General features: G+C 71.1%; 19 protein-coding genes. 1 reads left to right on the top strand and 18 read right to left on the bottom strand.

Annotated features, from left to right (window positions below):
• Positions 1–28 precede the first annotated feature (28 nt).
• The 9 genes from hpt to pyrR form a co-directional block, all read right to left on the bottom strand.
• Positions 29–556, bottom strand: a complete 528-nt coding sequence (hpt, locus tag HYV93_14750) for a hypoxanthine phosphoribosyltransferase (protein MBI2527229.1) — start codon at positions 554–556, stop codon at positions 29–31.
• Positions 556–1,437, bottom strand: coding sequence for an orotate phosphoribosyltransferase (locus tag HYV93_14745; protein MBI2527228.1), 882 nt, complete (start codon positions 1,435–1,437; stop codon positions 556–558). Before HYV93_14745 ends, hpt begins: the two co-directional genes overlap by 1 nt.
• 22 nt (positions 1,438–1,459) lie before the next feature.
• Positions 1,460–2,182, bottom strand: a complete 723-nt coding sequence (gene pyrF, locus HYV93_14740; protein ID MBI2527227.1) for an orotidine-5'-phosphate decarboxylase — start codon at positions 2,180–2,182, stop codon at positions 1,460–1,462.
• Positions 2,169–5,381, bottom strand: coding sequence for a carbamoyl-phosphate synthase large subunit (carB, locus tag HYV93_14735; protein ID MBI2527226.1), 3,213 nt, complete (start codon positions 5,379–5,381; stop codon positions 2,169–2,171). The genes pyrF and carB overlap by 14 nt, the downstream gene beginning before the upstream one ends.
• 6 nt (positions 5,382–5,387) lie before the next feature.
• On the bottom strand, positions 5,388–5,657 hold the full coding sequence (locus tag HYV93_14730) for a hypothetical protein (GenBank protein MBI2527225.1): 270 nt from the start codon (positions 5,655–5,657) through the stop codon (positions 5,388–5,390).
• A 7-nt stretch (positions 5,658–5,664) separates the two neighbouring features.
• Positions 5,665–6,792 (bottom strand): glutamine-hydrolyzing carbamoyl-phosphate synthase small subunit, encoded by a 1,128-nt coding sequence (gene carA, locus HYV93_14725; protein MBI2527224.1) that lies wholly within the window; start codon positions 6,790–6,792, stop codon positions 5,665–5,667.
• The gene (locus HYV93_14720) at positions 6,789–8,063 is read right to left on the bottom strand and encodes a dihydroorotase (protein MBI2527223.1); all 1,275 of its coding nucleotides are present in this window, start codon (positions 8,061–8,063) and stop codon (positions 6,789–6,791) included. Before HYV93_14720 ends, carA begins: the two co-directional genes overlap by 4 nt.
• Positions 8,060–8,986, bottom strand: coding sequence for an aspartate carbamoyltransferase catalytic subunit (locus HYV93_14715; protein ID MBI2527222.1), 927 nt, complete (start codon positions 8,984–8,986; stop codon positions 8,060–8,062). Before HYV93_14715 ends, HYV93_14720 begins: the two co-directional genes overlap by 4 nt.
• Positions 8,987–9,305: 319 nt before the next feature.
• Positions 9,306–9,851, bottom strand: coding sequence for a bifunctional pyr operon transcriptional regulator/uracil phosphoribosyltransferase PyrR (gene pyrR, locus HYV93_14710; protein MBI2527221.1), 546 nt, complete (start codon positions 9,849–9,851; stop codon positions 9,306–9,308).
• Between the two features lie 197 nt (positions 9,852–10,048).
• On the opposite strand from pyrR, the gene HYV93_14705 reads away from it, so the two are divergent.
• Positions 10,049–10,801 (top strand): CHASE3 domain-containing protein, encoded by a 753-nt coding sequence (locus HYV93_14705; protein MBI2527220.1) that lies wholly within the window; start codon positions 10,049–10,051, stop codon positions 10,799–10,801.
• Positions 10,802–10,837: 36 nt separating this feature from the next.
• On the opposite strand, the gene HYV93_14700 is transcribed toward HYV93_14705, so the two are convergent.
• The 9 genes from HYV93_14700 to HYV93_14660 all read right to left on the bottom strand — a co-directional run bounded on the left by HYV93_14700 (position 10,838) and on the right by HYV93_14660 (position 19,584).
• Positions 10,838–12,205, bottom strand: coding sequence for a sigma-54-dependent Fis family transcriptional regulator (locus HYV93_14700; GenBank protein ID MBI2527219.1), 1,368 nt, complete (start codon positions 12,203–12,205; stop codon positions 10,838–10,840).
• A 19-nt stretch (positions 12,206–12,224) separates the two neighbouring features.
• Positions 12,225–14,462, bottom strand: a complete 2,238-nt coding sequence (locus HYV93_14695; protein ID MBI2527218.1) for a PAS domain-containing protein — start codon at positions 14,460–14,462, stop codon at positions 12,225–12,227.
• Positions 14,462–15,046 (bottom strand): DUF4390 domain-containing protein, encoded by a 585-nt coding sequence (locus tag HYV93_14690; protein ID MBI2527217.1) that lies wholly within the window; start codon positions 15,044–15,046, stop codon positions 14,462–14,464. The genes HYV93_14695 and HYV93_14690 overlap by 1 nt, the downstream gene beginning before the upstream one ends.
• Before the next feature lie 75 nt (positions 15,047–15,121).
• Positions 15,122–15,625: a UDP-3-O-acyl-N-acetylglucosamine deacetylase gene (locus HYV93_14685; GenBank protein ID MBI2527216.1), complete on the bottom strand. Its 504-nt coding sequence runs from the start codon at positions 15,623–15,625 to the stop codon at positions 15,122–15,124.
• An 18-nt stretch (positions 15,626–15,643) separates the two neighbouring features.
• Complete coding sequence (locus tag HYV93_14680) at positions 15,644–16,051, bottom strand: UDP-3-O-acyl-N-acetylglucosamine deacetylase (GenBank protein ID MBI2527215.1); 408 nt, start codon at positions 16,049–16,051, stop codon at positions 15,644–15,646.
• Between the two features lie 173 nt (positions 16,052–16,224).
• On the bottom strand, positions 16,225–17,004 hold the full coding sequence (locus HYV93_14675; GenBank protein MBI2527214.1) for a 16S rRNA (uracil(1498)-N(3))-methyltransferase: 780 nt from the start codon (positions 17,002–17,004) through the stop codon (positions 16,225–16,227).
• Between the two features lie 7 nt (positions 17,005–17,011).
• Positions 17,012–17,896: a 50S ribosomal protein L11 methyltransferase gene (locus HYV93_14670; protein MBI2527213.1), complete on the bottom strand. Its 885-nt coding sequence runs from the start codon at positions 17,894–17,896 to the stop codon at positions 17,012–17,014.
• Complete coding sequence (gene dnaJ / locus HYV93_14665) at positions 17,896–18,999, bottom strand: molecular chaperone DnaJ (protein ID MBI2527212.1); 1,104 nt, start codon at positions 18,997–18,999, stop codon at positions 17,896–17,898. The genes HYV93_14670 and dnaJ overlap by 1 nt, the downstream gene beginning before the upstream one ends.
• A 3-nt stretch (positions 19,000–19,002) precedes the next feature.
• Complete coding sequence (locus HYV93_14660; protein ID MBI2527211.1) at positions 19,003–19,584, bottom strand: nucleotide exchange factor GrpE; 582 nt, start codon at positions 19,582–19,584, stop codon at positions 19,003–19,005.
• Positions 19,585–19,644 lie beyond the last annotated feature (60 nt).

Genomic DNA, 19,644 nt, shown 5'->3' with positions numbered 1-19,644 from the left:
GAGCGCGAGACGTCCGCAGGCCCGGGCGCTACCCCAGCCGGGCGATGTAGGGCAGATGCCGGTAGCGCTCCTGGGCGTCGAGGCCGTAGCCGACCACGAAGGCGTCGGGGATCTCGCGTCCGACGTAGTCGAGCACGAGGTCCGGGGGGCGCGGCCGCCGCTTGGCGACGAACGCGCAGACCCGGAGCGAGGCCGGGTGGCGCGTCTCGAAGTTGCGCAGGAGGTAAGCGAGAGAGAGCCCGCTGGCGCAGATGCCTTCCACCACGATGACGTCCTTGCCCTCGATCGGATCGTCCAGGTCCTTGCGGATGCGAACGACCCCGGACGCGGTGACCTCGCCGTAAGGCACGATGGAGATGAAGTCCAGGGTAGCGGGCACCGTGAGCGCGCGCGCGAGGTCGGCGATGAAGACGGCCGCTCCCTTGAGGACGCCGACGAGGTGGGGCTGCCTGCCGGCGTAGTCGCTGGAGATCTCCGCGCCCAGCCGGGCCACCTCCTGGCGGATGGTGGCCTCGTCCACCAGGATTTCTCCCACCTCGTCCATCGAGCGGCGCATCAGGCGAACCGGGTGGCGCGGACGAACTCCCGGGCCGTCCGCGAAAGCCCGGCCGGGAGGAGCCCCGCCCGCGTGAGCTCGTCCAGGCACTCGGAGATCGTGAGCACGGCGTGGAGCGCGTAGCCCCTGGCGGCCAGCCGCTCGCGGCCGCCCTGCTCGCGGTCGATGAGGATCACGAGGTCCTTGACCACGAGCCCCGCCTCCTCCAGCGGCTGGATCGCCTCGAACTTGCTCGCCCCATCGGTGACGATGTCGTCGATGACGACGACCTGCTCGCCCGGCTCGTGGAGCCCCTCGATCCGCTTCCTCGTGCCGTAGGCCTTCTCCTCCCGCCGCGGGTAGATGAGCGGGAAATTGCCGGCCAGACTCGTGGCCACGGCGAGCGGCAACCCGGCGTAGGGGATGCCGGCGATGCGGTCGGCCCGGCAGCGCGAGACGGCCTCCGCCATGAGCGCTCCGATCCGCGCCAGCACGTCGGGGTGGGAGATGACGACGCGGAGGTCGATGTAGAAGGGCGACGTGATCCCGGACTTGAGGGTGAACTCGCCGAAGCGCAGGGCCCCGATCTCGAAGAGCCGGCGGATCAGGGCCGCGTGGGTCGCGCCTGCGGCGCTCTGACCATGGCGCTTGAACGTGGAGGATTTCGCTTTGCGGTTTGGCCTCTTCGCGCCTGCGGCGCTCTGACCATGGTGCTTGAACGTGGAGGATTTCGCTTTGCGGTTTGGCCTCTTCGCGCCTGCGGCGCTCTGACCATGGCGCTTGAACGTGGAGGATTTCGCCTTGCGGTTGGGCCTCTTCGCGCCTGCGGCGCTCTGACCATGGTGCTTGAACGTGGAGGATTTCGCTTTGCGGTTGGGCCTCTTCGCGCCTGCGGCGCTCATCGGAGGGCGGGGCGGGTGAAGGTCAGGGGGAGATGTCGTGGAGGATGGCGCGGGCGGCGGCGGCCGGGTCGGGGGCAGCGGTGATGGGCCGGCCAACGATCAGGTAGTGGGCCCCAGCGCGGGCGGCCGCCGCGGGAGTGGCCACGCGCGACTGATCGTGCGGATCGCTGCCCGCCGGGCGCACCCCTGGCGTCACGATCACCCAGCCCGCGCCCAGGTGGTTCCTGAGCGGGGCGATCTCGCCGGGCGAGGCCACGCAGCCGTCGAGTCCGGCGGCGCGGGCGAGGCCGGCCAGGTGGAGCACATGCCCCTCCACCGACGAGGCCACCCGGAGCTCCCGCTGGAGCGCCGCCCGGTCCAGGCTCGTCAGCACGGTCACGGCGAGCGCGAGCGGGCGCCGCGCCCCGGGCGGAGTCGCCGCCGCCGCGGCGCCGGCCGCCGCCTGCATCATCGCGCGGCCTCCGGAGGCGTGGACGTTGAACATGAAGACGCCCAGGCGCGCGGCCTCCCGCGCGGCCCCGGCCACGCTGCTCGGGATGTCGTGGAACTTGAGGTCGAGGAAGACCTCGGCGCCGCGCTTGTGCACGGCCTCCACCGCCGCCGGACCGCAGGCGGTGAAGAGCTGGGAGCCGATCTTGAATCGCCGCACGAGGCCCTCCAGCCGGTCCATGAGCCTCCCGGCGGCGTCGAGGCTGTCCACATCCAGGGCCACGATGAGCCGGCCGCGGGGGTCAGGGGGCGGCATGGTATTCCTGGAGCGACCGCACGGAGATCTCCCCCTTGAGCAGGGCCTCGATCCCGCCGATGGCCGCCTGGGCGCCGTCCACCGTGGTGTAGTAGGGGATGTTCTGGGTCACGGCTGTGCGGCGGATGATGGAGGAGTCCTTGCGAGCGCGTCCGTCCTCGGGCGTGTTGAAGACCAGGGCGATCTCGCCGCGCTTCATGAGATCCACGATGTTGGGCCGGTAGCCCTCGGCCACCTTGTGGATGGTCTCCACGGTCATGCCCTGCAGAGCCAGGAGCTTGGCCGTGCCGGTGGTCGCCACGAGGCTCATGCCCATCTCGCTGAGCCGCTTGGCGATGCCCAGGGCGGCGCGCTTGTCGCGGTTCTTGACCGAGATGAACACCTTGCCCGAGGTGGGCAGTGGCGAGTGCGCCGAGAGCTGGGCCTTCACGTAGGCCTTCCGGAAGTCCTGGTCGATCCCCATCACCTCGCCCGTGGACTTCATCTCGGGCCCCAGGACGGCGTCCACGCCGGGGAACTTGACGAAGGGGAACACGGCCTCCTTGATGGCGATGTGGGCGACCTCGCGCTCCTCGCCCAGGCCCAGGTCGACGAGGCGCGCCCCCAGCATCACCTTGGTGGCGAGCTTCGCCAGGGGGACGCCGATCGCCTTGGAGACGAAGGGCACGGTCCGGGAGGCCCGCGGGTTGACCTCGAGGACGAAGATCGTCTCGTTCTTGATGGCGAACTGGATGTTCAGGAGGCCGATCACCCCCAGCTCACGGGCCAGCGCGCGCGTCTGCGCCTTGATGCGCTCGACCTGGTCGTCACCCAGCGAGTAGGGGGGCAGGGCACAGGCCGAGTCGCCCGAGTGGATGCCCGCCTTCTCCACGTGCTCCATGACGCCGCCCACGACCACGCGCTCGCCGTCGGCGATGGCGTCCACGTCGATCTCGATGGCGTCCTCCAGGAACTTGTCCACGAGGATCGGATGCTCCGGGCTCACGCGCACGGCCTCGCCCATGTAACCGCGCAGGTCCTCTTCGTCGTAGACGATCTGCATGGCGCGCCCGCCCAGGACGTAGGAGGGTCGAACCAGCACCGGATAGCCGATGGCCGTCGCGATGCGCGCCGCCTCGTCGAAGGAGCGGGCCATGTCGCCCGGGGCCTGGGCGAGGTGGAGCCCCTCCAGCAGCCGGGCGAAGCGCCCGCGGTCCTCCGCGCGGTCGATGGCGTCGGACGGCGTGCCCAGGATCGGGACGCCGGCGGCCTGGAGCGCCACCACCAGCTTGAGCGGGGTCTGGCCGCCGAACTGGACGATGACCCCCTGCGGCTGCTCCCGCTCCACGATGTTCATCACGTCCTCGAACGTGAGCGGCTCGAAGTAGAGGCGGTCGGAGGTGTCGTAGTCGGTGGAGACCGTCTCAGGGTTGCAGTTGACCATGATCGCCTCGACGCCGATCTCCTTGAGCGCAAAAGCGGCGTGCACGCAGGCGTAGTCGAACTCGATGCCCTGGCCGATCCGGTTCGGCCCCGAGCCGAGGATGACGACCTTGGGCCGCGGGGTGGGCGGCGCCTCGTCCTCCTCCTCGTAGGTCGAGTAGAGGTAGGGGGTGTAGGCGACGAACTCGGCGGCGCAGGTGTCCACCATCTTGAAGGTGGCGCGGATGCCCGCGGCGAGCCGCGCGGCCCGCGCCTCGGGCTCGGTGACGCCCGCCAGCTCGGCGATGCGACGGTCGGCGAAGCCCATCTGCTTGGCCCGGCGGAGGAGGCGGGCCTCTCCGAGCCCGGCGGCCCGGATGCGCGGCTCCAGCTCGACGATCTCGCGCACGTTGTCGAGGAACCACGGGTCGATCGCCGACAGCTCGGCGATCTCCCCGGTCGTGAGCCCGCGCCGGTAGCCCTCGGCGATGGCGAAGCAGCGCTCGGGGTTGGGCACGCGGATCTTCTGGCGCAGCGCCTCGAGCCCCTCGAGCGGCCGGTCCAGCGTGAGCCCCCAGCGGTCCTGCTCCAGCGAGCGGATCGCCTTCTGGAGCGCCTCCTTGAAGGTGCGCCCGATGGCCATGACCTCGCCCACGGACTTCATCTGCGTGGTGAGGGTCTGCTCGGCCTCGGGGAACTTCTCGAAGGCCCAGCGCGGGAACTTGACCACGCAGTAGTCGATGGCGGGCTCGAAGGAGGCCGGGGTCTCGCGGGTGATGTCGTTGCGCAGCTCGTCCAGCGTGTAGCCGACGGCCAGCTTCGCCGCGATCTTGGCGATGGGGAAGCCCGTGGCCTTGGAGGCCAGCGCCGACGAGCGCGAGACGCGGGGGTTCATCTCGATGACGACCATGCGCCCGTCCCGCGGGTTGACGGCGAACTGGATGTTCGACCCGCCGGTCTCGACGCCGATCTCGCGGATGATCGCGAGGGAGGCGTCGCGCATGAGCTGGTACTCCTTGTCCGTCAGCGTCTGGGCGGGCGCCACGGTGATGGAGTCGCCCGTGTGGACGCCCATGGGGTCGAAGTTCTCGATGGAGCAGATGATGACGACGTTGTCCCTGAGGTCGCGCATCACCTCCAGCTCGAACTCCTTCCAGCCGATGACGGACTCCTCCACCAGCACCTGGCCCACGGGGCTCTGCTGGAGTCCCCACTTGATGGCGGCCTCGAGCTCCTCCGGGTTGTAGGCGATCGAGCCGCCGGTGCCGCCCAGCGTGAACGAGGGCCGGAGGATCAGGGGGAACTGCATCCGGCGCTGGCGCATCCCCTCCAGCGCCTCCGGCGGGCTCTCCGCGTAGAAGCCCGTGGGCATCTCGAGCCCGATCCGCGCCATGGCCGCGCCGAAGAGGTTGCGGTCCTCGGCGGTCTTGATGGCCGGCAGCTTGGCGCCGATGAGCTCGACGCCGTGGCGGTCCAGCGTGCCGTCCTCCGACAGCGCCACTGCCAGGTTCAGCCCGGTCTGCCCGCCCACGGTGGGGAGCATGGCGTCGGGGCGCTCGCGGGCGATCACCTTGGCGACGAACTCCGGGGTGAGCGGCTCCACGTAGGTGCGGTGCGCCATCTCGGGGTCGGTCATGATGGTGGCCGGGTTCGAGTTCACCAGCACCACCTGGAAGCCCTCCTCCCGCAGCGCCTTGCAGGCCTGCGTGCCCGAGTAGTCGAACTCGCAGGCCTGGCCGATCACGATGGGCCCGGAGCCGATGAGGAGGATCTTCTCGAGGTCGGTCCGCTTCGGCACGGCGGTCTATCCGCCCACGACGAGCCCGTAGATGATGGAGACCTCCGGCGCGGCCTCCTCCCGCTTGTAGAGCACGTCGTCCAGGCGGCCCGAGCCCACCCACACGACCTCGCCCTTGCCCCAGAGCTTCTCGCCGAGCACGCCCATGCGCTTCTCGACGCGCTCCTTGACGGCGTGGGCCTCCAGCGACAGCTCGCTCTCGGTGGTGAAGCTGGCCCACTCGGGCTTCTGTCCCGACTCCTCGGTCTTGCGGTACGAGATCAAATACTTCGGCATGGAGAGGTCAGCCTCCTTGCTCGCCTGCCATCAGCGCAATGAAGTCCCGGAAGAGGTAGTCGGCGTCGTGCGGACCGGGGGAGGCCTCGGGGTGGTACTGCACGGAGAAGATGGGCAGCTCCCGGTGGCGCATCCCCTCGGAGGTGCCGTCGTTCAGGCTCACGTGGGTCGGCTCGACCCCGAAGCGCGCGATCGAGCCCGGGTCCACCGCGAAGCCGTGGTTCTGGGAGGTGATCTCGACGCCGCCGGTCAGCAGGTTCTGCACCGGGTGGTTGGCGCCGTGATGACCGAACTTGAGCTTGTAGGTCGTCCCGCCGAAGGCGAGCCCCAGGATCTGATGGCCGAGGCAGATGCCGAAGATCGGCAGCCGGCCGAAGAGGCTCCGCACCGTCCGGATCAGGTACTGCACCGGCTCCGGGTCGCCCGGGCCGTTGGAGAGGAAGAGGCCGTGGGGCCGCATCTCGAGGATCTGCTCGGCGGGGGTCCCGGCCGGCACCACCTGGAGCGCGCAGCCGAGCGAGGCGAGCCGGCGCAGGATATTGTTCTTGATGCCCGCGTCGAAGGCGACGACGCGGAAGCGCGGCGCCGGCGGCTCCGCGTAGCCGCGGCGGAGATCCCAGGTCCCCTCTCCCCAGCCCCGGGGCGTGTCCGCCGTCACCTCCCGCACGAGGTCTCGGCCAACCAGGCCCGGCAGCGCCCGCGCCCGCTCCACCAGCCGGGCGTGGTCGCCCTCCGTGGAGGAGATGATGCCCTCCTGGGCGCCCCGGTCGCGGAGGTGGCGGGTCAGCGCGCGGGTGTCGATGCCCTGGATGCCGACGATCCCGTGCTCCTTCATGTAGCCGTCGAGCGACATCCGCCCGCGCCACGAGGAGGGGTAGGGGCAGGCCTCCTTGACGATGAGCCCGCCGAGCCATGGCCGTCGGGACTCGACGTCTTCCGGGTTGACGCCGTAGTTACCGATGAGCGGATAGGTCATGCAGACGAGCTGTCCCCGGTACGAGGGGTCGGTCATGATCTCCTGGTAGCCCGTCATCGCGGTGTTGAACACGACTTCCCCGTGGGCCTCCCCCACGGCCCCGCAGGGCTCGCCCCGGAAGAGGCGCCCGTCGGCCAGCGCCAGCAGCGTCTCGGTCATGGCGCGACCACCGTGCCGCCGACGATGGTCATGACCGGCGCTCCCGTGCCCGTCAGGCCCCGGAAGGGCGTGTTGCGGCTCCGCGAGCGGAAGAGGCCGGGGTCCACGGCGAAGGGGCGCTCGAGGTCCAGGATGGTGATGTCCGCAGCGGCCCCGGACGCGAGGCTGCCGCCCGGCAGGCCGAGGACGCGGGCGGGGCCCGAGGACAGACGCGCCACGAAGGTGGCGAGGTCGAGGCGGCCGGGCCGCACGAGCCGGTCCAGCAGGAGCGGGACGGCCGTCTCGAGGCCGACGACGCCGTTGGCGGCCGCCGCGAACTCGCCCTCCTTCTCGGACTGGGCATGCGGGGCGTGGTCGGTGGCCACGCAGTCGATGGTGCCGTCCAGGAGCCCCTCCAGCACGGCCTCCACGTCGCCCTTGCTGCGCAGCGGCGGCTGCATCTTCGTGTTCGGGTCGTAGTCGCGCACCGCTTCGTCCGTGAGCAGCAGATGGTGCGGGGTCACCTCGGCCGTCACGCGGATGCCGCGGGCCTTGCCGTCACGCACGAGCCGCACGGCGCCGGCCGTGGAGATGTGGGCGATGTGGACATGGGCCCCCGTGAGCTCCGCCAGGAGGATGTCCCGGGCGACCATCACATCCTCGGCCGCCGCGGGCTGCCCCGTCAGGCCGAGCTCGGTGGAGACGAGTCCCTCGTGCATGACGCCGCCGTGCGCCAGGTGGCAGTCCTCGGCGTGGCTGATGAGCGGCGTCCCGAAGGGGAGCGCGTACTCCATGGCGCGCCGGTACAGCGCGGCGTTCATGACGCACTCGCCGTCGTCGGAGAAGGCCACGCAGCCGGCCTCGGCCTGCTCCGCCAGCTCCGCCAGCTGCTCCCCGCGAAGCCCCCGCGTGACGGCGCCGATGGGGTAGACGCGCACGACGCCCTCCACGCGGGCCTTGGCGAGGATGTAGTCGGTGACGGCGCGGTTGTCGTTGACCGGGAAGGTGTTGGCCATGCAGGCCACGGCGGTGAAGCCGCCGGCCGCCGCCGCGCGGGTGCCGCTCGCCACCGTCTCCTTGTACTCGAAGCCGGGCTCGCGCAGGTGGACGTGGATGTCGATGAAGCCCGGGCAGACGACCTTCCCCGCCGCGTCGATGACCTGGGCGCCCGGGGGCGCCGTGAGGCCCGGGCCCACCTTGACGATCCGCCCGTCCGCCACGAGCACGTCCTGGATGCCATCGATCCCGCCGGCCGGATCCACGATGCGACCCTGACGGATGAGCAGGCTCATGCCGGCTGGCTCCCCGCCAGCAGGTAGAGGACCGCCATGCGCACCGCCACGCCGTTGGACACCTGGTCCAGGATCACCGAGTACGGGCTGTCGGCCACCTCGGGGGACAGCTCGACCCCGCGGTTCACCGGCCCCGGGTGCATGATCAGCACGTCGGGCCGGCAGTGCCTGAGCGTGTCCAGCGACACCCCCCAGATGCGCGAGTACTCCCGCAGGGAGGGGATGAGGCCGCTCTCCATCCGCTCGCGCTGGAGCCGGAGCATCATGATCACGTCGGCGTTCGCGATGGCCTCCTCCAGCCGGTGGCTCACCTTGACGCCGAGCTCCTGGCAGGCGGGGGGGATGAGCGTGGGCGGCCCCGCCACCGTCACCGTGATGCCCATCTTCCGCATCCCGTGGATGTCCGAGCGGGCCACGCGGCTGTGGGCGATGTCGCCGACGATCGTCACGTTGAGCCCCTCCAGGTGGCCCTTCTTCTCCCGGATCGTCAGGAGGTCCAGCAGCCCTTGCGTGGGGTGCTCGTGGGCGCCGTCGCCGGCGTTCACGACGGCGCAGCGCAGGTGCCGGGCGAGCAGCGCCGGGGCACCCGAGGCCTTGTGGCGGACCACCACGACGTCCGGGCTCATCGCCTCGATGTTCTTCGCCGTGTCCAGCAAGCTCTCGCCCTTCTCGGCGCTCGAGCCCGAGGCGGAGAAGTTGACGACGTCCGCCGAGAGCCACTTGCCCGCGATCTCGAAGGAGGTGCGCGTCCGCGTCGAGGCCTCGTAGAAGAGGTTCACCACCGTCTTGCCCCGGAGCGCCGGCACCTTCTTGATGTCGCGGGTCGCGATCTCCTTCATGGACTCGGCCGTGTCCAGCACATCACGGATCTCCACGGCCTCGAGATCCTGCAAGCTCAGGAGGTCTTTTCGCTTCCAGGGCATGGCCCGGCTCCTCTGGTCCATCGACCTCGCTCCGCTCGGGGGATTGCCATCTCCGCTCGCCTCGGCGCGCTTCGCGCTCCTGGGATCCTTGGGCTCGGCTCGCCTTCGGCTGCGTCTCGCATTGCGGGCTGCGGCTCGCCGCCTCGCTCCGCTCGGGGGATGACCATCTCCGCTCGCCTCGGCGCGCTTCGCGCTCTTGGGATCCTTGGGCTCGGCTCGCCTTCGGCTGCGCCTCGCATTGCGGGCTGCGGCTCGCCGCCTCGCTCCGCTCGGGGGATGACCATCTCCGCTCGCCTCGCCTGCGGCTGCGGCTCGCCGATCATTCGGTCGGCTCTTGAATGACGACGCGGTCCACGCCGTCGTGCTCGCGGAGCATCACCGCCACCGTCTCGCGCCGGCTGGTCGGAAGGTTCTTGCCGACATAGTCGGGGCGGATCGGCAGCTCGCGGTGGCCGCGGTCGATGAGGACGGCCAGGCGGATGATGCGGGGGCGGCCCAGGTCCATCACGGCGTCCATGGCGGCGCGGATGGTCCGGCCCGTGAAGAGCACGTCGTCCACCAGGACCACCGTGCGCCCCTTGAGCGGGAAGGGGATCTCGGTGCCGCGGACGGCCGGCTGCTCGGCCTTGAGCCGCAGGTCGTCCCGGTAGAGCGTGATGTCGAGGGCGCCTACCGGGGGCCTGGTGCCCTCGATGGCGGCGACCTTCTCGGCGATGCGCTCGGCCAGGGTGACCCCACGAGTCTTGATCCCGACCAGCGCCACCCCTTCGCCACCTGCCTGCTCGACGACCTCGTGGGCGATACGGGTCAGCGCCCGATCGAGCGCGGAGTCGTCCAGGACCTGGGCCTTCTCGCGGCCGGTCATGGGGTGGGGGCGCTCCGGGGCAAAAAAAATCGCCCCGTCCGGGGCTGGGAACTGCTGCACGGGGAAGCCGGGATCCACATCTCTTGCTCCTTGCCGGCCTCGCTGGGCCCGCTTAAAGGAGTCAGTCAGGGTGTTGTTTCACCCTACCCTCAGACCTCCAGCGTGTCAAGAGCATGGCGGGTATGTATGATCGGACGATGGATGAGCGCAAGCCGGCCGGGCCCGGAGACCTCGCCCGGATCCCGGCGGCGCCAGCCCGGCCGGCGGGGCTGCGCCGACGTGACTACCGGGACCGTGGCCCGATGCCCCCCGTGCGCGTCGACTCGCGACGGGCGGTCCACCTTCTCTGGGTCGGGCTCGCCCTGGTCATCGTCACTGCGGTCGTCGCCGTCGACGGCACGCTGATGTTCATCGACGCGACCCGCCGGGTCGAGGGGACACTCGTCAACGTCGAGCGGCTGAACGCCTTCCTGTCCCTGCTGAAGGACGCCGAGACGGGGCAGCGCGGCTACCTCCTCACGGGGGACGAGCGTTACCTCGAGCCCTACCAGGACGCCCTCGCCGCCCTGTGGGAGCGGCAGCGGGAGCTGCGGGTCGGACTTGCCGCTCGGCCGGGGCAGCGAGAGCGCCTCGACGCCCTCCAGCCGCTCATCTCCGCCAAGCTGGCCGAGCTCCACCGAACCATCGAGCTTCGCCGACACGAGGGCGAGGCCGCGGCGGTCCGGGTGGTCCTCACGGACGAGGGCCGCGCCCTCATGGACCGGATCCGCGAGGGGATCAGCGAGATGACGGCGCGCGAGCGGGCCAGGCACGACGCCCGGCGCGAGGGGGGCGGAGCGCTGTGGGTGCTGGCGGCCGTTGGGGTCGGGAGCGCGGCCGGCGTGGCCCTGGTGGGGGCTGCGCTCCACGCCATGAGCCGCCAGGCCCGGACTGGCCGCCGGGACGACTGACGGCATGCCGCCGGGCACGGAGCGTCGGGCGCCGGCTCAGCCCTTGGACGCTGTGATGCCGTAGCTCTTGAGCTTGCGGTACAGGTGGCTGCGCTCGATGCCGAGCTTCTCGGCGGTGCGCGTCACGTTGCCGTCGTGGGCCCGCAGCTCCGCCAGGACGTAGGCGCGCTCGAAGGCTTCGCGGGCCTCCTTGAGCGTCCGCTCCCGCTGAGCCTCCTCCGCGCCCGCCGGGGTCTCCTTGGGGCGCAGCGGCGGGGGAAGGTCCTCCGGGCCGATCACGTCGCGCGGCGCCATGATGACGAGCCGCTCCACCATGTTGCGGAGCTCCCGGACGTTGCCCGGCCAGTCGTAGGAAAGGAAGTAGGCGAGGGCCTCCACCGACACGGTCTTCGGCCGCTTCCCGTTGTCCGCCGAGAAGAGCGCGATGAAGTGCTCCACCAGCGTCGGGATGTCCTCCTTGCGCCGGCGCAGCGGGGGGACCTCGACGGGGATGACGTTGAGGCGGTAGTAGAGATCCTCGCGGAAGCGGCCCTGCGCGATCCGTTCCTTCAGGTCCTGGTTGGACGCGGCGAGCACGCGCACGTCCACGCGGAGGGTCTCCTTGCCGCCCACCCGCTCGAAGGCCTGCTCCTCGAGGACGCGCAGCACCTTGGCCTGCGTCTTGAGGCTCATGTCCCCGATCTCGTCGAGGAAGAGGGTGCCGGTGTCGGCGACCTCGAACTTCCCGCGCCGGCGCGCCACCGCCCCGGTGAAGGCGCCGCGCTCGTGGCCGAACAGCTCCGACTCGATGAGCTCTTCGGGAATGGCGGCGCAGTTCACCTCGACGAAGGGCCCCTCGCGCCGCGTGGACAGCGCGTGGATGGCCCGGGCCACGAGCTCCTTCCCGGCGCCGTTCTCGCCCTGGATGAGCACGCGCCCGTTGGTCGGCGCCGCCGTGGCGATCTGCCGCCGCAGCTCCTCGATGAGGGGGCCCTTGCCGACGATCTCCTGGCGGCGCTCGACCTGCTCGCGCAGAGCGCGGTTCTCCCGCTCGAGCCGCGAGTGGTCCAGCGCGCGGGCCGCGGCCAGCAGCGTCTTCTCCAGGGAGAGCGGCTTCTCGACGAAGTCGTAGGCGCCCAGCTTGGTGGCCTTGACGGCCGTCTCGATGGTGGCATGCCCGGAGATCATCACCACGGCGGTTTCCGGCCGCAGCCGCTTGATCTCGGCCAGGGCCTCGAGCCCGTCCATGCCCGGCATCCAGATGTCCAGGAAGATCAGCTCCGGGGACTCCTCCGCGACCCGGGTGAGGGCATCCTGACCCGAGCCCACCGCCGAGACGCGGTAGCCCTCGTCCTCGAGCACGCCCCGCAGCGCCTTCTGGATGGCGCGCTCGTCGTCCACGATGAGGATGTGCTCGCCGGCCATGGGTCAGCGGGCGCTCCCGTCAGGCCTCGACCGCGGCGGGCGCGAGCCGGCCCGCCGGCAGCTCGAGGACGAAACGGCTGCCCTGCGGCAGGTTGTCCTCGAGCCAGATGGTGCCGCCGTGGTCGGTCACGATCTGGTGGACGATGGGGAGCCCGAGCCCCATGCCCGTGGCTTTCGTGGAGAAGTACGGCAGGAAGAGCCGCTCGCGGTCCTCCTGGGCGATGCCTGGTCCCGTGTCGGCGACGACGATGCGCGCCCGCCGCGCCTCGGGGAGCCAGACGGTCTCGACGGTCACCTCGCCGGACTGGCCCACAGCCTCCACGGCATTGTCCACCAGGTTCAGGACGGCACGCTTGATCTGGTTGGGATCCACCTCGATCTGCGGCAGGTCGGGGGAGAACGCCGACGTGATGGTGAGGGCCGGATGCGACTCGCGGTACAGGACGATCACCCCATCGAGGAGCCGGGCCAGGTCCGTGGGCCGGAGCGACAGGGCGGGCATGCGCGCAAAGCGGGAGAACTCGTCCACCAGCTGCTTGAGCCCGTCCACCTCCTGGATGATCGTGGCCGTGGCCTCCTCCAGCAGCCGCTTCTCCTCGAGGCTCCCGTCTCCGGCGAGCCGGCGCCTCAGGCGCTGGGCGGACAGCTGGATCGGCGTGAGCGGGTTCTTGATCTCGTGAGCGATGCGCTGGGCGACCTCCCGCCACGCGGCGAGCCGCTGGGCCTTCAGGAGCTCGGTCAGATCGTCGAACACCAGCACCAACCCCATGTCGGTCCCGTCTGGACCCCGGAGGGCGGTGGCCGAGGACAGGAGCGTGATGGCCTGGCCGTCGCGCCGGAGATGCACCTCGCGCTCGACCGTCCCCTCCTTGAGCCGCGCCATGCGCTTGATCAGGGCCGCGATGTCCCCGAACTCGGGCCGGCGGAAGACGGCGGAGTCGGGCTGCCCGAGCGCCTCGCGTGCGGGGATGCCAAGCATCCGCTCGGCGGCGCTGTTGATGGTGGTCACGCGTCCCGCGGGATCCAGGGAGACGACCCCGGTGGCGACGGCTTCCAGGACGGTCTCGGTGTAGCGGCGGCGCATCTCCATCTCGCCGTGCTTGGCCTGCAGGTCCAGGTAAGCCTCCTCCAGCTTGGCCTTGGAGGAGAAGAGATCCCGCGTCATCCGGTTGAAGGAGTCCACGAGGGTCCCGATCTCGTCGTCGGCGCGCACCTGCACCTGGTAGGCGAGGTTGCCGGCGGCGACCTCGCGTGTGCCCTCCGCCAGCATCTGGATCGGGTCCGTGATGCCCCGGGCGAGATAGAGACCGAACCAGGTGGCCGAGAACACGATGATGAGCGTCATGAGCAGGAACAGCAGGATGTAGATGCCCTTGATGGGGTTCTTGAGCAGCTTGAGCTGCTTGTATTCCTGGAAGGCCTGGCTGATGCCCCGCAGGCGGTTCTCGAGCCGCTGGCTCACGTGGCTGGACACCACCAGGGCGCCCTGCACCCGGCGGTCCGAGTCGCGCACCGGGACCACGGCCTGGATCATGTCGCCCCGGTCCAGCTCGTGGACCGTGGTCACCTCCTGCCCGCTGAGCCCCTGCGCGACCTTGTCCTTGTGCATGGAGCGGGCCCGGAGGGCGGAGAGCCCAGGATCCTTGGCGTGGAACTGCTCCTGCCCGTTCCGGTCGAAGATCGTGATGGCCGACAGCCCGAGTCGGTCCCGCTGCTCCTCGAGGAAGGCGGCGAGCGCCTCGCGCCGCTGGTCGGCCAGGAGCTCCTCCCGCTCCGCCACGCGCGCGATGTAACGGGCGTGCCTGAGCGCCGTGCCCTCGAGCGTCTGGTAGTACGCCTGCGCCACCTCCAGGGCCTGGTCCAGCGGCCGCTCGACCTGGGGCTTGAACCACCCCTCGATGGAGGTCGTGATGAAGTTGGACGCGATGATGAAGATCAGGATGCCTGGGGTCAGCGCGAGGGAGAGGAAGGCCAGCACGAGCTTGGCCTTGAAGCGCGCGCCGATGACCTTCTGGCGGCGCTCGAACGAGAGCTTCACCAGGTTGCGGAACAGGAGGACCAGCAGCAGCAGGAAGACGACCAGGTTCAGGTTGAGCAGCGCCAGCACCAGGAGGTTGGAGGCGAGCGGGATCTGCGGAGTCCGGATCCCCACCTCGAACACGGTGCCGACCACCAGCAGGACGAGGATCCCGCTGATGATCAGCAGGTTGCGCTTGCGCTTGCCCTGCTCGCCCGGCCGGCCCTGGAGCAGTGGCATCACTGGCTCCGGCTCACCGTCAGCAGGCTCGACTGCACCCACGGCGTCTCGGCGGCGTCCCCGGCCATGCGCGCCACCCAGGAGTTCACCCCGCCGAGCGAGACATCCGCCCGCACGCGCACGTAGTAGAGCTCCTGGGCGTCGAGGGCGGAGGCCGGCGCCAGCCGCGCCACCCTCAGATCGGACAGCACCCGTTGCGCCTCACGCAGGTTCTTGGTGAGGTACGGCTCCCGCTGCTCCCCGGCCACGGAGGCGACCTTGTACTCCTTGGTCAACACGTTGTAGGTGAGCTGCCGCTCCACGGCGCGCGTCTGGATCCGGCGCTCCACCCAGAACCGGCTGTACTGCCAGAGCTCCACGTTGAAGCGCACGTGGGTGGCCACGCCGCTGTGCAGGCTCTCGTGCAAGGCCGGCGGGACGGCGCTGAGCAGCACGACCTGGACGGTGACGTCGTAATCGTTCAGGAAGACCGACAGGTTGCTGATCCTGATCTCGGCCTCGGCGGCCCCGGGCGCGACCAGCGCCGCCCCCGCCACGACGAGCAGGAGGCCGAGCCGTAACAGGCATCGAGGGTGCAGAAACACGGCCCCATTATAGCGTCGGCCTTCCCGGCGGGCGGAGGAAGTCGGGGCCCCCCCGGCGTGGCCGGCGAGGGCCCGCTACAGGGACGCGAGCCCGGGGATCGCGGGGTGGGCGCGCTCGAGGGTGGCCGGCGCCGCGTCCGGGGCGAGCGCCGTCGCGGTCCGCCGGCGGGCCCGGCGGCGCCCGGCGGCCGTCGCCTCCTGGATCGCCACGAGCAGCCGGTAGTTGAGCGCGTGCCCGGCGTTGCGCGCGACCACGTGCCCCACGAGCGCGCGGCCCAGGAGGAAGAGGTCGCCCACGAGGTCCAGGATCTTGTGGCGGACGAACTCGTCCGGGAAGCGGAGGCTGTCGTTGAGCACCGAGCGCTTCCCCACCACGACGGCGTTGTCGAGGGAGCCGCCGCGGGCCAGACCGTTCCGCCGCATCGCCCCCACGTCCCGCAGGAACCCGTAGGTGCGGGCCGGCGCCAGCTCGTCCACGAAGGCGGCCTCGGTGATCTCCACGGACGCGACCTGGAGCCCGATGACCGGATGGTCGTGGTCGAGCGTGTAGCTGATGCGGAAGGTCTCCGAGGGCACCACCTGGATGAAGCGGTCCCCCTACTCGACGCGGATACCCGTGTCGATGGAGAGAGTCTGGCGCGGTACGGCCAGCGACACCCGCCCGGCCTGCTCGAGCATCTCCACGAAGCCGCTGGCGCTGCCGTCCAGGGCGGGCAGCTCGTCGCCGTTCACGTCAACCAGCAGATTGTCGATGCCCAGACCGTGCGCGGCCGCCATCAGGTGCTCCACGGTCCGCACTCTCACGCCGAAGGCGCCGAGGGTCGTGGCGAAGTGGGAGTTGACCACATGCTCGGTGTTCGCGGGAATCAGCGTGCCGTCCGCGGCGCGGAAGAGGATGCCGGTGTCGGATGCGGCGGGGGAGAGGGTGAGCCGGACCGGCTCGCCCGTGTGGAGCCCGACGCCTTCTACGCTGATCTTCCTCCGGATCGTTCGCTGGGAATCCATGACCCGGGGGGCAGAGCTGCAATCTCGCTGCCACAGGGCGTCATTCACCGGAACGCGCTGATGTCATTGGCGATATCGGTCTCACGCAGGGCTTGGTCGCCGCTCTGCTGTGGCATCGAAGACACGCGCGATTCCGCCACCTGTCTCATTTCCGTGACACTTGATCGGCTGCCTCAGCCGCCCGCTGAGGGACGAGCCTCCGGGCCCGCCGAGGAAGCGCCACCGAGGTCACCGTAGCGCGCCTGCAGCAGCGCCAGCCCCACGGGCCCCGCCGTCTCGGTCCTGAGCACCCGCCCGCCCAGGCTCGCCGTGACGGCGCCGGCCGCCCCGAGTGCGTCGACCTCGCCCGCGGCGAGCCCGCCCTCGGGTCCCACGACGAGCGTGGCGACGGAGACCGGCGGGGGCGGGAGCCGGTCCGCCAGCAGGGCGTGCTCCTCCTCCCAGAGGCAGAGCAAGAGCCCGTCCGGGCGCCCTTCGTGGAGCCACTCCGCCAGCGGGCGCGCGGCGGCGACCTCCGGGATCACCGTGCGCCCGCATTGCTTGGCCGCCTCGCGGGCCACGCGCTGCCAGCGGTCGAGGCGTCCAGCGCGGCGCACCGCATCCGTCCGCACCACGGTGCGCTCGGTGACCACCGGCACCACACGGCTGACGCCCAGCTCCGTGGCCATGCGGATGATCGTCTCCAGCTTGGCCCCCTTGGGGAGCCCCTGCACGAGCGTGAGGTGGAGCGGCGACTCCCGCTGGCGCCCCTCGCGGCCCAGGATCAGGCCCTCCGCCGACCGCGCGTCCACGCGCGTGAGCCTCACGGTGAGCTCCTGTCCCTGCCCGTCCACGGCTTGCACCACGTCGCCCGGTGCGAGACGGAGCACGCGGGCGAGGTGGCGGGTCTCCTGCGCGTCGAAGGTGACGCGCGGACCGCTCACCGCCTCGGCGCGGAGATAGAAGCTCGGCACCGAGGACTCAGGGCTCCCGGTGCAGGAGCAGCGAGACCCAGCCGTCGATCTCGATCGAGGCGTCCAGGACGAGCCCGTTCGGGGAGAGAGCGCCGGCAACCTCCGGCTCCTCCCCCGCGAGCATCCCCCCCAGGACGAGCGCGCCCCCGGTGGCCAGGAGGCGCGCGTAGTGAGGGGCCAGCGTGAGATGGGCCCGGGTCAGGAGATTGGCGAGCACGAGGTCGAAGGCGGCCGTCCTCCGCAGGGACTCGGGGCCGCCGAGGGCGACCTGGATCTTCCCGGCACAACCGTTCCGCTGCGCGTTCTCGCGCGCGGCGCCGACGGCGTCGGGGTCCACGTCGATGGCACAGACCCCGGGGGCGCCGAGCCTCGCCGCCGCCACGGCGAGGATCCCCGTGCCCGTGCCGATGTCCAGCACGACCCCGGGCCGCCGACCCCCGATCGCCTTCTCCAGGAGGACGAGGCAGCCTTCCGTGCTGCCATGCTGGCCCGTCCCGAAAGCTCGCCCTGGCTGGATGACCACGGGCAGCCGCGGCGCCAGCGCGTTGGACGAGACCTCCCACGGCGGCACGACGATGAGGCGCTCGCCCACCGCGCGCGGCGGGAAGGCCTGCTGCCAGGCGCTGGCCCAGGCCTCCTCGAGGAGCCGCTCGATCTCGACGGGCGCGGGCGCTGGCAGCAGGCCGAGGGCGGCCAGCGACTCCTGGTAGTCGCCCACGGCCGCCACGAGCGCGGGGGCGGAGGTGGACTCGGGGAAGAAGGCTCGGAGGCGCGGGGACTCGCCCGCCGCCTCCTCCTCCACCACTCCCAGCGCGCCCTGCTCCCAGAGGAAGTTGGTGAGCCCCTCGGCGGTCTCCGGCGCCGCCGGGATCCGGAGCGCCCAGAATCCCATCAGGAGCCGAAGAGCCCCTTCATCCGCTCGACGAACGAGGACAGAAGCGGTCCGGACTCGTCCTTCGAGACCTGCTTGAATTCCTCGAGGAGCTCCCGCTGTCGCGCGGTGAGACGCGTCGGGACCTCGATGACCACCTGGTACACGGTATCGCCGCGCCCGCGCCCCCTGAGGTGCGGCATGCCCTTGCCCTTGAGGCGGAGCTGCTGGCCAGGCTGCGTGCCCGGAGGCACCGTGAGCGTGGCCTTTCCGCCGAGCACCGGAACCTCGACCTGGTCGCCGAGGGCCGCCTGCGGGAAGCCGAGGGGGAGCTCGCAGAGGAGATCCGCGCCGTGCCGGACGAAGATCTCGTGGGGTTTCACGTGGAGCACCACGAACAGGTCGCCGGCCGGGCCGCCGAAGAGCCCGCTCTCGCCCTCGCCCGACAGGCGCAGCTGGTTGCCGTCCTCGACGCCGGCGGGAATGGTGATCTTGAGCAGCCGCTCCTTCCGCTGCCGGCCCTGACCGTGGCAGTCACGGCACGGGGCCCGGTTGATGCGCCCCTCCCCGCCGCATTGCGGGCACGGGCGCGCCACCGTGAGGAAGCCCTGGGAGAAGCGCACCTGCCCCTGGCCCCGGCAGCTCCCACACACCTCCGGCGAGGTGCCCGCCTGCTGCCCCGAACCCCGGCACGTCTCACAGGTCTCGTGGCGGGGGATCTGCAGCTTGGTCTCGAGCCCCTCGGCGGCCTCCTCCAGCGAGACCTCGAGGTCGTAGCGGAGGTGGTCCCCGCGGCGCGCGCGGGTGCGGCGCCCCCGCTCCTGCTGGCCGAAGAAGCCCTCGAAGAGATCCTCGAAGATGCTGCCGAAGCCCATGTCGCCGGGGCCGCCCTGGCTGGCGGGGCCGGACACGGTGCCGAAGCGATCGTACTGGGCGCGCTTGTCCGGATCCGACAGGACCGCGTAGGCCTCGTTGATCTCCTTGAAACGCTCCTCGGACACCTTGTCCCCGGGATTCTTGTCGGGGTGGTACATCCGGGCGAGCTTGCGGTAGGCCTTCTTCAGCTCGGCATCGTCGGCCTGCCTGGGCACGCCGAGGACGGCGTAGAAGTTCTTGGCGGCCACCGGTTACGAGGAGTCGCCGGACGGAGGGTCGGGCTCGGGCGTCATGGCGACCGTCACCATGGCCGGGCGCAGCACGCGGCCGTGCAGCAGGTAGCCCCGCGCCGTCTCGCCGACCACGGTCATCTCCGGCTCGCCCGAGGCCGGGACGCGGGCGATGGCTTCGTGGCGCTCGGGATCGAAGACAGCTCCCAGAGATACGAAGGGCGTGACGCCGACCTTCTCCAGCACGCGCAGCAACTCCCGCTGGATCAGCTCGACGCCCGCGGTGACCGCGGCGGCGCCGGCATCGCCTCGCGCGGCCTGGAGCGCCCGGTCGAAGTTGTCGAGGACGGGCAGGAGCTCGCGCAGGAGCGTCTCGTTGGCGGTGCGGATGTACTCCTCGCGGTCGCGGGCGGCGCGCTTGCGCGCGTTGTCGTACTCGGCCACCGTGCGGACGTAGCGCTCCCAGTTGGCCTCGGCCTGCCGTGTCTTGGCCTCGAGCGCCTCGCGGAGCTGGCGGAGCTCGCTCCCGGGGTCGGGCGCCGCCCCGTCGGGGGAATCGGGTGGAACGACCGTGTCGTCGGGCTTCGTGTCGTGTTCGCTCATGACAGTGCTTGATTATAGCAGAGCCTGTCCGGGGCGCGACGCCCCCGGGGCCTGTCGGGG

It is taken from the genome of Candidatus Rokuibacteriota bacterium, from assembly GCA_016188005.1.
Taxonomy (GTDB): Bacteria; Methylomirabilota; Methylomirabilia; order Rokubacteriales; family CSP1-6; genus UBA12499.
The sequence above is the reverse complement of the archived record's forward strand: the minus strand, read 5'-3'. Positions and strand labels throughout refer to the sequence as shown.

Coding starts and splice junctions, on each gene's coding strand:
- hpt (MBI2527229.1), bottom strand. CDS start 556: ATGCGCCGCTCGATGGACGAGGTGGGAGAAATCCTGGTGGACGAGGCC.
- HYV93_14745 (MBI2527228.1), bottom strand. CDS start 1,437: ATGAGCGCCGCAGGCGCGAAGAGGCCCAACCGCAAAGCGAAATCCTCC.
- pyrF (MBI2527227.1), bottom strand. CDS start 2,182: ATGCCGCCCCCTGACCCCCGCGGCCGGCTCATCGTGGCCCTGGATGTG.
- HYV93_14730 (MBI2527225.1), bottom strand. CDS start 5,657: ATGCCGAAGTATTTGATCTCGTACCGCAAGACCGAGGAGTCGGGACAG.
- carA (MBI2527224.1), bottom strand. CDS start 6,792: ATGACCGAGACGCTGCTGGCGCTGGCCGACGGGCGCCTCTTCCGGGGC.
- HYV93_14720 (MBI2527223.1), bottom strand. CDS start 8,063: ATGAGCCTGCTCATCCGTCAGGGTCGCATCGTGGATCCGGCCGGCGGG.
- HYV93_14715 (MBI2527222.1), bottom strand. CDS start 8,986: ATGCCCTGGAAGCGAAAAGACCTCCTGAGCTTGCAGGATCTCGAGGCC.
- pyrR (MBI2527221.1), bottom strand. CDS start 9,851: ATGACCGGCCGCGAGAAGGCCCAGGTCCTGGACGACTCCGCGCTCGAT.
- HYV93_14705 (MBI2527220.1), top strand. CDS start 10,049: ATGGATGAGCGCAAGCCGGCCGGGCCCGGAGACCTCGCCCGGATCCCG.
- HYV93_14700 (MBI2527219.1), bottom strand. CDS start 12,205: ATGGCCGGCGAGCACATCCTCATCGTGGACGACGAGCGCGCCATCCAG.
- HYV93_14695 (MBI2527218.1), bottom strand. CDS start 14,462: ATGCCACTGCTCCAGGGCCGGCCGGGCGAGCAGGGCAAGCGCAAGCGC.
- HYV93_14680 (MBI2527215.1), bottom strand. CDS start 16,051: ATGGATTCCCAGCGAACGATCCGGAGGAAGATCAGCGTAGAAGGCGTC.
- HYV93_14670 (MBI2527213.1), bottom strand. CDS start 17,896: ATGGGATTCTGGGCGCTCCGGATCCCGGCGGCGCCGGAGACCGCCGAG.
- HYV93_14660 (MBI2527211.1), bottom strand. CDS start 19,584: ATGAGCGAACACGACACGAAGCCCGACGACACGGTCGTTCCACCCGAT.